At 70.0% G+C, this 10,592-nt stretch carries 10 protein-coding genes; 6 read left to right on the top strand and 4 right to left on the bottom strand.

Translation table 11 applies throughout. The annotated features are described in order from the left end of the window. The first annotated feature begins 282 nt into the window (after positions 1 to 282). The 4 genes from ACN28G_RS29385 to ACN28G_RS29400 all read left to right on the top strand — a co-directional run bounded on the left by ACN28G_RS29385 (position 283) and on the right by ACN28G_RS29400 (position 5,238). Positions 283 to 441, top strand: coding sequence for a hypothetical protein (locus ACN28G_RS29385; RefSeq protein WP_421480831.1), 159 nt, complete (start codon positions 283 to 285; stop codon positions 439 to 441). 83 nt (positions 442 to 524) lie between these two features. Then, positions 525 to 3,089 (top strand): hypothetical protein, encoded by a 2,565-nt coding sequence (locus ACN28G_RS29390; RefSeq protein WP_421480832.1) that lies wholly within the window; start codon positions 525 to 527, stop codon positions 3,087 to 3,089. Beyond that, the gene (locus tag ACN28G_RS29395; RefSeq protein ID WP_421478032.1) at positions 3,086 to 4,144 is read left to right on the top strand and encodes a thiopeptide-type bacteriocin biosynthesis protein; all 1,059 of its coding nucleotides are present in this window, start codon (positions 3,086 to 3,088) and stop codon (positions 4,142 to 4,144) included. Before ACN28G_RS29390 ends, ACN28G_RS29395 begins: the two co-directional genes overlap by 4 nt. Continuing rightward, on the top strand, positions 4,141 to 5,238 hold the full coding sequence (locus tag ACN28G_RS29400; RefSeq protein ID WP_421478033.1) for a thiopeptide maturation pyridine synthase: 1,098 nt from the start codon (positions 4,141 to 4,143) through the stop codon (positions 5,236 to 5,238). The genes ACN28G_RS29395 and ACN28G_RS29400 overlap by 4 nt, the downstream gene beginning before the upstream one ends. A gap of 21 nt (positions 5,239 to 5,259) precedes the next feature. Here the strand turns inward: ACN28G_RS29400 and ACN28G_RS29405 are convergent, their stop codons facing one another. Beyond that, on the bottom strand, positions 5,260 to 5,682 hold the full coding sequence (locus tag ACN28G_RS29405; protein ID WP_091433996.1) for a winged helix-turn-helix transcriptional regulator: 423 nt from the start codon (positions 5,680 to 5,682) through the stop codon (positions 5,260 to 5,262). 115 nt (positions 5,683 to 5,797) lie between these two features. On the opposite strand from ACN28G_RS29405, the gene ACN28G_RS29410 reads away from it, so the two are divergent. After that, a complete protein-coding gene (locus tag ACN28G_RS29410; protein WP_421478034.1) occupies positions 5,798 to 6,712 on the top strand; it encodes an aldo/keto reductase family oxidoreductase in 915 nt (304 codons plus the stop codon). On the opposite strand, the gene ACN28G_RS29415 is transcribed toward ACN28G_RS29410, so the two are convergent. Continuing rightward, positions 6,681 to 7,184, bottom strand: coding sequence for a protein-tyrosine phosphatase family protein (locus tag ACN28G_RS29415; RefSeq protein WP_421478035.1), 504 nt, complete (start codon positions 7,182 to 7,184; stop codon positions 6,681 to 6,683). The two genes, ACN28G_RS29410 and ACN28G_RS29415, sit on opposite strands and share 32 nt — an antisense overlap. A 1,355-nt stretch (positions 7,185 to 8,539) precedes the next feature. Here ACN28G_RS29415 and ACN28G_RS29420 point away from each other — a divergent pair. Then, positions 8,540 to 9,433 carry a hypothetical protein gene (locus tag ACN28G_RS29420; protein WP_421478036.1) on the top strand — a complete coding sequence of 298 codons (894 nt, stop codon included), beginning with the start codon at positions 8,540 to 8,542 and terminating at the stop codon, positions 9,431 to 9,433. Between the two features lie 295 nt (positions 9,434 to 9,728). Here ACN28G_RS29420 and ACN28G_RS29425 read toward each other — a convergent pair whose 3' ends face one another. Together ACN28G_RS29425 and ACN28G_RS29430 are read right to left on the bottom strand one after the other, a co-directional pair. Beyond that, a complete protein-coding gene (locus tag ACN28G_RS29425; RefSeq protein ID WP_421478037.1) occupies positions 9,729 to 10,391 on the bottom strand; it encodes a YdcF family protein in 663 nt (220 codons plus the stop codon). Between the two features lie 10 nt (positions 10,392 to 10,401). After that, the coding region (locus ACN28G_RS29430) for a UTRA domain-containing protein (protein ID WP_421481008.1) at positions 10,402 to 10,592 on the bottom strand (191 nt) is incomplete at its 5' end.

A 10,592-nucleotide genomic window follows, 5' to 3' on the forward strand; every position in this document is an offset into this window, starting at 1 on the left:
GGAGGAACCCTGGGTCTGCTTGGTGAGGCTGCCGAGTGTCTGCGCCCCCATGTCGAACTTCATCCTGCACCTCCACCTGCCCGGATGAATAACGTTCCCAGTCGATGCTACGACGGCCGTGCCAGCCCGCGGTGCCCCCGGCCGGGGGTCGCCGCTGTCGGTTTCCGGCACAGCGGGACGCCCGGATCCGTAACCCGCAGGACATCGATGCCCGTCATCCGTGCACTACGCTGAGCCATTGCAGATTCACCCACGGTGGGTGGGCTGCGGAGGGAGCGCGTCATGGAGGACATGGCCGTGGCGGCGACGGAGTTCGCCGATCTCGACATCGTCGACCTCGATCTGCCGATCGACGAGGAGCTCGCCGCGGTGAGCATCGGTGGCCTCGGCAACACCGAGGTCGGCGCGTCCGGTTTCTGGGGGAGGAGCTGGCTGATCTGAGCCCGGGCGGCTCCGGCGCGCCAGCCGGCCACGCCGGAGCCGTCCGACCGGACCATCCCGAGCCACCCCCGTGCGAGGTTCCTGTGCCCGCTCCGCCCACCGACTCCACCGGCCCCGTCGTCGTCGTACGGGTCGCCGCGCTACCCACGCAGGCCCTGGCGGAGACCGCCGCACCGGCCTCCTGGGCGACGGTCCAGGCCATCCTCGCCAGCCGTCGCCTGGTGGCCGAGGTCGGTGCCCGACTGGCCGACGAGGTCCACGGCTTCGTCGCGGACCCGGCCCTCGCCGACGCCCGGCCGGAGCTGGTGGCCCTCCGGCGGGCCCTGCACAACCACCGCCGTCCCGGACCCCGGGCCTGGCCCGGCAACCATGCCGAGCTGCTGCCCGCCCGCTTCCGAGCCGAGCTGACCGGCTGGACCGTCGAGCTGGCCCGGTCCGCCGCGCTGACCCGGCGACTTCCCGAACTGCTCGACGCCGAGCGGGTCCGCAGCCTGCGGGCCCTGCGCGAGTGGAGCGCCACCGAGGTCTTCGAGTTCGGACTGCTGCAGTCCAGTGAGGACCTTTTGCACGCCCTGCTGAAATGGCGTGCCCAGCCGGAGGGCAGCGCGCCCCGGGCCCAGGTGGCGCTGCGGCTGGCCAAGTACCTGGCCCGCGCGGTGGCCAAGACCAGCCCGCAGGCCACCTTCATGATGAGCGGGCTGTGCCGGTGGTCCGACGTGCCGACCCCCGTGCAGCCCACCGGCCGCTGGGCCTGGCGCAGCGCCGTCGAGCCGGACGTACCCCTGCTCCAGGCGCTCAGCCGCCGCCTGGCTACCGACGGTGCCGCCGACCGGCTCGTGGTGGCCGTCACGCCGGACGCCGAGGTGGCCGAGGGGCGGATCTGGTTCGGCTACCCGGGACGCGAGCGCATCCGGGGACTGCTGTTGACCCCGCCGGTGCGTACCGTCGTCGAGGCCGTCGGTGCCGGCGGACCCCTCGCGGAGGTGGGCCGCCGCCTGCCCCGCGACGCCGCGGTGACCTTCGACCGGCTGGTCGAGATCGGGCTGGTCGAGATCCGACCTCCCTTCGCCGACCAGGCCGCCGACCACCTGCACGACCTGCGCGCCTGGCTCGGCCCGGACGCACCGGCCGCCGGACCGCTCCGGGCCCTCGCGGACGCCCTCGACACCTATCCGGCCCCCGGGACCGGCGCCTGCCGTCGCCGGGAGCTGCACCACCGGATCCGCACCGAGTTCGAGACGGTGAGCGGCCAGGTCGGTGGCCCGCCGCTGCCCGCCCGGAACCTCTTCCGGGAGAACGCCGTCTTCACCGCCGACCCGGTCCGCCTCGGCGGGCCGGCCTGGCGTCCGGCCGTGGCCGACCTGCACGTGGTCCACCGCTTTCTGGCCCTCTTCCAGCACTCGACGGTCGTCCGGTTGGTGGCCCACCGGATCTTCGTCGACCGGTACGGCGCGCACGCCCGGGTGGGTCTGCTCACGCTGCACCGGGAGCTGTCCCGGCTGACCGTTGACGCCGCCCCGGCAACGGCGCTGGCGGAGCTCGCCGGCCTGCTGCACCCGGGGGAGCCGCCCGACCCGGCCGGCAGCACCCTCGCCGAGGTGCGGTTGCTGCACCGGCTGCGACAGGAGGCACTGGCCACCCTCTGGGCGGGGCCGGAAACCGGCCAGGACGGAATCACCGTCGACCCGGCGCGGGTACGGGCGTTGGTGGCCGGCTGGCCGCCGTGGGTACGACCCGCCCCGGCGCTGGCCTGCTTCGTCCAGCAGGTACCCGCCGCCGACGGGCTCCGGCTGGTGCTCAACGGCGTCGGCGCCGGGCACGGGGCCGTCCGCAGCCGGGTGCACCGGCTGCTGGCGAAGGTCGCCCCGGAGGCAGCCGACCCCGTCGACCCGCCCGGGTCCACGGCACTATCCGGTCCCGACCCGGCGGGCTACCTCGCCGAGCTCACCGGCCTCTTTGGCAGCAACGTCAACCTGCGCTCCCCGGCGGTGGGCTTCGAGATCTGCCACCCCGGGATGGTCAGCGCCCGCCCGCCGCAGCAACGGATCCCCCTCGACGACCTGGTCGTGACGCCCGACGCGGCGACCCCGGGTCTGCGCCTGCGGCGGCGCAGCGACGACGGTGCGGTCCGCATCGCGTGCACCGGCATGATGGCCGGGGCCCGGCTGCCCCGACTCGCCCGTTTCCTGGTCCACCTCTTCGGCGACGTGCCCAACGCCGCCGCCCCGACCGCCCAGATCTTCACCGGGACCCCGGAACACCCGACCGGCACGGTACGGCGACGACCCCGGCTGTCGATCGGCCGGGTCACCGTGTCCCGGGCCTCCTGGCGGGTCCGCGCCGATCTCGTGCCGGGCCGTGCCAAGGGCGTCGACGACGCCGGCTACCTGCTGACCCTGGCCACCTGGTTCGCCGAACACCGGATCCCCCAGCGCTCGTACGTCACGGCGAGCCGACCGGCCCCGGTCAAGCCGGTCTACCTCGACCTGGCAAACGTGCCGCTCGTACGCCTCTTCGAACGCCTGCTGCGCGACCCGGGCGCGGTGCTCACCTTCCAGGAGGCCCTGCCGCAGCTCGCCGACGCCCCGAGCTACGGCACCGAGGGCCGGCACGTGACCGAGTACGTCGTCGAGATCGGCCCCTCGTGACCCCGCCGCCCTGGCTGTCGCTGCACGCCTTCCACCGCGGCGACCACGACCGGCTGCTCACCGGGGCGGTCGCCCCACTGGTCGCCTCGTTGCGGGCCACCGGCGTACTCGACCAGTTCTTCTTCATCAGGTACTGGGAGGGCGGGCCGCACCTCCGGCTCCGCCTGCTGCCGACCCGGCCCGACCTCGCCGCCGACGTCGCGGCCTGCACCCGGTCCACCCTGGAGGCGCACCTGGCCCGGTTCCCCTCCCCGCCCCCGGGGCCCGCCGAGCGGTACGCGGCCCTCGCCGAGCGGTACGCCCGCCTGGAGGGCCGGGCCGACCACGACCGACGGATCCGCCCGCCCGACGTGGTGGAGGTCCAGCCCTACCAGCCCGAGTACCCGATCTACGGTGGCCGGGCGGCGACCCGGGCCGTTGAAGGCCACTTCACCGACTCCAGTTGGCTGGCCCTGTCGACGTTGGCCCGCCCGGCGGCTGCGGATCACCGCTCGCGGCTGGCGGTGCTCGCGTTGGCCTCGGCGCTCGCCGCCTGGCAACCCGACCGGCACCGCCTGGCCCACCTGCTTACCCGGTCCCGGTCCCACTGGGATCCGGCCGACGGCCACCGGGCACGGTGGGAGAGCTACCTGCGGCAGCGCACCGCACTGCGGCGGCTGGTGTCCAGCTGCTGGACGGCGGCGCAGTCGACGCGACCAGGGGCTGATCCGGACCCCTTCGTCGCCGCCTGGTCCGCCTCCATCCACCGGCTCCGAGCCGAGCTGACCGACCTGCACCGGGTCGGGGACTTCCACCCCGACCTGCGGTCGGTGCCGACCCGCTTCACCGCCGACGCCGGCCCGTCCCGCTTCACCGAGGCCGGCCCGACCCGCCTCGCCGACGCCGGGCCGACCCGTGCGGAGCAGGCGTTGCTCGTCGTCCTGCTGCGCTGTGTGCACCTGCTCTGCAACCGGCTGGGTCTCGGTGTCGACCAGGAGACCCAGCTGCACTACCTGGTCTGCGCCGCCTGCGTCGACCTCGGAGAACCCGCGCGCGAACAGGAGGACTTCCGATGACGCCCACCCCGCCGCCGGAGGAACCCGGCTGGTACAGCATCCAGGTCCGGTACCACGCCCAGGAGAAGGACGACCTGATCCTGGACGGCGTACGCCCCCTGCTGACCGCGCTCGCCGACGTCGTCGACCAACCACATCTCATCCGCCACTGGCGCCGTGGCCCCCACCTGCGGATCAACCTGCGGACCACCCCGCAACTCTGGGCCGCGACGGTACGCCCCACCGCGCGGCGCAGCCTCTCCGACTACCTGCGCGACCACCCCTCGACGGCCGCCCTGCGCGAGGCCGACCACCTGGCGGCACACCGGCGGCTCGCCGTCCGCGAGGCAGACCCCGGCCCGCTCACCCCCTGGTACCCCGACAACACCGTCCAGTTCGAACCGTACGAGGACCGCCGGCACGTCCTGGGCAGCCCGCAACTGGCGAACCTGCTGGCCGGGGCGTACGCCCGCAGCACCGCCCTGACCTTCGACACCCTGGCCGCGATCCGCAGCGGTGCGGTGGACCGGATCGGACACGCCCTGGACCTGCTGTTCGCCTTCGGTCACCTCAGCGTCCCACCGATCTCCCGGGGCTACCTGTCGTTCCGGTCGCACGTCGAGTCCTTCCTGGCGTACACCGCCGACCCCGACGCCGTCCGCGCCACGTTCGACGAGCGGTACCGGCGGCACCGCCCGGCGCTGCGCGATCGGCTCCACGCCACCCTGGCCACGGTGCGGGGCGGTCGCCCGGATCCGCTGGTCGAGACCTGGCTGGGGATCGTCCGGGACCAGAAGGCGCGGGCCGAGCCGCTGTTCACCAGCGGCGAGATCGACCTCGACCACCTCGACCAGCAGGGCATGGAGCTACGACACCCGATCGCCTTCCACGACATCCTCAGCGAGACACCGGCCCACCGGAGCGAGGTGCTGTCGCAGGTCTGGTTCCGCTGTCACCGGCTGGCCATCAACCAGCTCTACTCCCACCTGGGCCGACTCGGCATCGTGCCGACCCAGCGCTACCTGCTCTGTCACCTGGTGGCCCGCACGGTCGAGGAGGAGTACGACATCTCACCGGCCGCCCTGGCCCGACAGTTCGTGGACGCCCTGCGGTGAACCGCCGGGCCGCAGGCCCGGTCAGGAGGCGTCGTGGGCGTCGCGGTGGGCGAGGACCTCACCCATGTGGTCCTGCGCCCAGTACCTGATCTCCCGGGTCATCCGGTGCAGCGACAGACCGAGGTCGGTCAGCTCGTAGCAGACGGTGACCGGGACGGTCGGCGTCACCGTCCGGGTGAGCAGACCGTCGCGTTCCAGTGAACGCAGGGTCTGGGTGAGCATCTTCTGACTGACCCCGGCCAGCAGCCGGGCCAGCTCGGAGTAGCGCAGCGCCCTCGGCGCGTCCGGTCGCGGGCCGGCGTCACCGCCCAACGCGCACAGCACCAGCACCACCCACTTGTCGGAGATCCGGTCGAGCAGCTGACGGCTGGGGCAGACCGCGAGGAACGCGTCGTAGTCCGCCTTGGCCCGGGCCCGCTGCTGCGCTGCTCTCGTTGTGGCCACCGGGCTCCCCTCTCCCTGCTGGGTGGTTACGCACTTTCAAGTGCCTACTTCCCGATGGAGAGTAAAGCTCCCATGCTGGAACGCGCCACCCTCTCCCGACAACGAAAGTGACCCGATGAGCACCTCTCCCACCGCCCTGCCCGGCGGCACCTGGACGCTCGGCGACCACACCGTCACCCGCTTCGGCTACGGCGCCATGCAACTCGCCGGACCGTGGGTGCTGGGGCCACCCGCCGACCGCGACGGCGCGCTGGCCGTTCTGCGCGAAGCGGTCGACCGGGGCATCACCCACATCGACACCAGCGACGCCTACGGGCCGCGGATCACCAACGAACTGATCCGCGAAGCGCTGCACCCGTACCCGGAATCGTTGTTGATCGCCACCAAGGTGGGGGCGAACCGCGACGCGCAGGGCGGTTGGCCGACCGCCCGCCGCCCCGCGGACCTGCGCCAGCAGGTCCACGACAACCTGCGGTCCCTCGGGGTCGACACCCTCGACCTGGTCAACATGCGGATGGGTGACGCCCAGGGGCCTCAGCCCGGCCCGATCACCGAGGCGTTCGAGACCCTCGTCGAACTCCACCGCGACGGCCTGATCCGCCACCTGGGGGTCAGCAACGTCACCGCCGAGCAGGTCGCCGAGGCCCGCACCGTCGCCCCCGTCGTGTGCGTGCAGAACATGTACAACCTCGCCCACCGCCACGACGACCAGCTCATCGAGCAACTGGCCGTCGACGGCGTCGCCTACGTGCCGTACTTTCCGCTCGGTGGTTTCTCACCGGTGCGCTCCGCGGCGCTCTCGGCCGTCGCCGCCCGGACGGGGGCGACGCCGAAGTCCGTCGCCCTCGCCTGGCTCCTGCGGCGCTCGCCGAACGTCCTGCTGATTCCCGGTACGTCGAAGGTGGCCCACCTGCGCGAGAACATCGTCGGCGCCGGCCTCGCCCTGTCCGACCAGGACCTCGCCGAGCTGGACCGCGAGGACCGGGCCCCGGTCGTCGCTAACGATCCGTCGGATCCACTGCGGCACTGAAGGCGTGGCGCAGGAACCTGCGCTGCCAGCGGACCTCGACGGCGCGCCTGTGGTAGTGCCGGCGCACCCAGTTGACGGCCTCGTCGGGGGCCATGCCCTCGAAGACGCACAAGGTCGCCAGGCCGGTGCCGGTACGCCCGATACCACCCCCGCAGGCGATCTCCACCCGGTCGGATTCGGCTCGATCGTAGGCCTGCCGGAGCGCTCGCAGCGCTTCGTCGGGGTCGGCCGGCAACCAGAAGTCCCGCCACCGCACCCAGACCCGTTCCCACTGGGGTTCCGCGGTCGGCTTGTCCGTCAGATGGACCGCGAACGTCGGCGTCGGGCCGTCCGGCGAGTCGTATCTGAGGCCCCGCCCCCGGAAGCGGCGCCCGGACGGCAGCTCGATCACACCCGGAGCATCGACACTCCACTGTTCCGTCATGGAGACTCCCAACTCGTCTTCGGTACGGAGATCGTGTTTCTCGACCATCGCTGCCACTCCTGTGGGAATCTGCGGGACGATCTGTTGGCGTGGAAAACGAGTGCGAGGGCAAGTCCCTCAACGGGGCCGAGCGTGCCGGTGGCGTCGCCTCGAAGATACCAACCTGGGCCGGTTCGGACTGACCTCGGCGAGCGCGGGTGGCCGAGGGCGAGACGGGTTCGAGCGGGGCGCGTCGGGTAGCCGGCGACGCAACCGGGGCCCGAGGTGGAGCGGTCGGGGGACGGAGAGTTTCAGCAGGCCAGGATGGCGTTCAGGTTGATCTTCGAGGTGCCCCCGGCAGGATTCGAACCTGCGACACACGGTTTAGGAAGGCGACAGCGGCATAGTGGCCACTGTGCTCGTGACCTGGGCGGGCTGGCCACTCAGCGGTTCCGCAAGCCAAAAGATCATTGCCCGTACTCTGCATGGGGCGCTGAGGCCGCCCGCAGGGCGGGCCGCGAGCCCGTGCCTCCCGTCTTGCAAGATCAAGACTATTGCCAGCTGTCATCGGTGGCCTGCTCGCCGTGTCGTCCACTCCAGCCCAGGACCGCACCCATCGGCCATCTTGACTGCGCATGCGGCTGTACAGTCATGCCGTTGGCGGGGATTCGAACCCTTACACCCACCGCGGGGACCGAACGTCATCAAATCAACCGGATTGACGCTCCAGCCAGGGCGGAACCTGCCGACGCTTGCCGCCCCTGGCCGCACTCAAGTGTCGTAAATCTGACCGAATGATCTTCGAGCCCGCCCTCGACGACGCATAGCGGCCACGGTGGTCAATTTATGCGCCTTTACAGTCCGGCCACCGACCTTGGACGCCACCACAAAGCCTTCCGTTGGCTGCAAGCCATTCATCGGCTACTGTGCGTGTATGGGCGTTCAGGAAGCCGCCGGGTGGGGGCTGGCCGGCGGCTTGGTCGCCAGCCTTCTTGGCCTGTCGGCCTCGGTCGTGGCGGCCGGCTACCGGTGGCCTTGGCGATACTCCCAAGACGGTATCTGGCCACATCTTTTTGTCGCCCTCGCTAGCCTTGCGGTCGGCGGCATGGTAGCGGCGGCGGCTCACGCTCAGATGACCGGAGCATGGCCAGCATTGATCATGGGAGCGTGCGCGCCTTCCGTAGTTCGTGGCGTCCTGAGTAGAGTTGAAATCACCGAGCAGAAGCCGAATTCAGCCAGTTTGCCACCTACAGATGCCTTGGAAGGCAGTGAGGTCGTGGCGGATGGTACGCGCTGATACCCTACTGGGCCGGATCGCTCGTGTATCTCGGCCTGACGAGCCCTGGTTGCGCATCACGACGTCGCCTTGGTGGGCCAGCGTCCTTGTCGCCGCCGGGGCGAGGCGGTCTTCCATGCCCGACAGGATGAGCGCCGTTCACAACCGCAGTGAAAGCGTTCAGGATCAAGCGCCAGCGGAGCGCAGCGCCGTATTCAGACGGTTGGAATCGGCATCGCCAGAAGTTCGTCTGGCACTTCGCAGCCATCCTGCGCTTATCGCAATGACGCTCCTTCTGAGTCTCGTTGACGATGTCAGGAAATGGCTGTCTATTCGCCGTATCATCATCGACATATTTGGCTCGCACGACGACATTCCTGGATTGACCAGTTCCCTTGAGGAGAATATTTCCACAGCCAGCAGAATTGCGAGGTTCATGGTTTACGCAAGTGATTCTGAATTTGAGCAGGCCCGTCCGGTTGCCACCACGCTCGCCCGCACTATCGGCGATATGCTGCGCTTTGGACCAAGCCTTGAATCTCGTTTGGCGCGCACCTTCGGCATCCCGGGCCGCAGCAGCCTCAGTCCGCTGCGAGACAGCGTTCGGGAGCTTGAGCAAGACTTGGTTCGAAACGCCGATCTCGCCCACAGTCTTGCCGTCAGCCTTCGAGGCGGAAGTGCTCTCGCGTTAGCTCGTACGGCTTCCCATGACCTCGACCTCGAGCCCGCGTTGGCCGCAGACCTTTACCTAGCCGTTGCCCTCGCCTTCGATATAGCGGTCGATGTCAAACAGGGCTTCGCGAATGCGCTGGCGCAAAGCTTTGACCAGCTTCGGTCGGATTTCGCCGGAGCCGACCTCCGCAATTTTTCCCTATTGAGTTCGGTGAACCTGGGGGGCGTGCGTTGGTCTTCCACAACTAAATGGCCGCCCGAATGGGCGGACTATCTTCGCCTCAACTCGGTACTCATTGGCCCTGATCTGTTCGAGGTGCAATCCGGCAATGCGGACATGGCCAGTGATGCTGGTCTAATTCGTCATTAGCCCTGAGGCTCGCCACAACAATCGAAACCTTTTGATCACTGCCATCTTTGCCTCCAGTCATCCCGGAGAGCCCGAGGGGCCCGCCGGAGGCACTGCTGCCCGTGCTCCAAAGCCCTGGACCTGCGGATGATCATGGCACTGCGACACGGGGTAGGCGCATGCCGGTCAGATGTACGCGGACGGCACGGCGGTCGATTCGGTGCTGAATGAGTTCATCGAGGCGGCGCAGTCGGGGACTCGGGGCCGCCGGTCGAAGACGGTCGCGGTGTCGCCTGAGGCTGGCCGACGGGCCGACCTACACGAGGCGGCTCGTGAAGCCGGCGTCGAGCAGGCGGGTGTAGGCGGCGCGTACCTGGTCGGGGATGTGTTGCGGGATGGCGTAGCCGAGTTCGGCGTACCTGTCGATGCGCTGGGTGTCGCCGACGAGCATGTCCATGACCTTCTTGGTGTCGCCGATGCTGGCCACGTAGCCGTCGAGTGAGAGCTGGTGGGACGCGCAGATCACGTCGACTTCGGGCCAGAGCTTCTTGCAGGTGGCGTACGCGCGGCGCTGTTGGTAGGGGCGGGACATGAGGATCACCGATCGGGCCGGGACCTGGTGCTCGGCAAGGAGTGCGCGGGCGTACTTGATGTTCTGGCCGGTGTTGGTGGCCTGGGTGTCGATGAGGATCGCGGCGGTTGGTACGCCATGGGTTATGGCGTACTCGCGGTAGTGGACGGCTTCGCCTCGCGGGAAGGCCTCGTTGGTGGTCGGGGCGTTGGCACCGGTGAAGACCAGGGTCGGGTACGTCCCTCGGTGGTAGAGGTCGGTGGCCACCTTGGCGACTCCGAGGTCATGGCTGCCGAGGCCGATGCCCACATCAACGGGCAGGATCTCGTGGTGCATGTGGTGGTAGTCCCACAGGCATTCGACGTCCGCGCGGTGTTCGGCGGGGATGGTCGGGGGAGTCGTCGTCATCGTGGGTGCCTCAGTCGGGAATCTTGAAGGTGTACGACCAGGTGAAGCGGGATGCGGCGTGCACTCCGCGCGCGAACTCGACGGGGCGGCCGTCTCGGGTGAGCGTCGTGCGGTGCAGAACCATGACCGGCTCGCCAGCGGGAAGCTGGAGAATCTGGGCTTCCTCGGGTGTGGGCATTCGGGCGCGGACGGCCTCGGTGA

It is taken from the genome of Micromonospora sp. WMMA1923, from assembly GCF_049179195.1.
In the GTDB taxonomy this organism is placed as follows: domain Bacteria; phylum Actinomycetota; class Actinomycetes; order Mycobacteriales; family Micromonosporaceae; genus Micromonospora; species Micromonospora yangpuensis.

What these genes read in the sequence shown, in the direction of transcription:
- ACN28G_RS29385 (WP_421480831.1), top strand. Translation starts at nt 283, where the DNA reads ATGGAGGACATGGCCGTGGCGGCGACGGAGTTCGCCGATCTCGACATC.
- ACN28G_RS29400 (WP_421478033.1), top strand. Translation starts at nt 4,141, where the DNA reads ATGACGCCCACCCCGCCGCCGGAGGAACCCGGCTGGTACAGCATCCAG.
- ACN28G_RS29410 (WP_421478034.1), top strand. Translation starts at nt 5,798, where the DNA reads ATGAGCACCTCTCCCACCGCCCTGCCCGGCGGCACCTGGACGCTCGGC.
- ACN28G_RS29415 (WP_421478035.1), bottom strand. Translation starts at nt 7,184, where the DNA reads ATGGTCGAGAAACACGATCTCCGTACCGAAGACGAGTTGGGAGTCTCC.
- ACN28G_RS29420 (WP_421478036.1), top strand. Translation starts at nt 8,540, where the DNA reads ATGAGCGCCGTTCACAACCGCAGTGAAAGCGTTCAGGATCAAGCGCCA.
- ACN28G_RS29425 (WP_421478037.1), bottom strand. Translation starts at nt 10,391, where the DNA reads ATGACGACGACTCCCCCGACCATCCCCGCCGAACACCGCGCGGACGTC.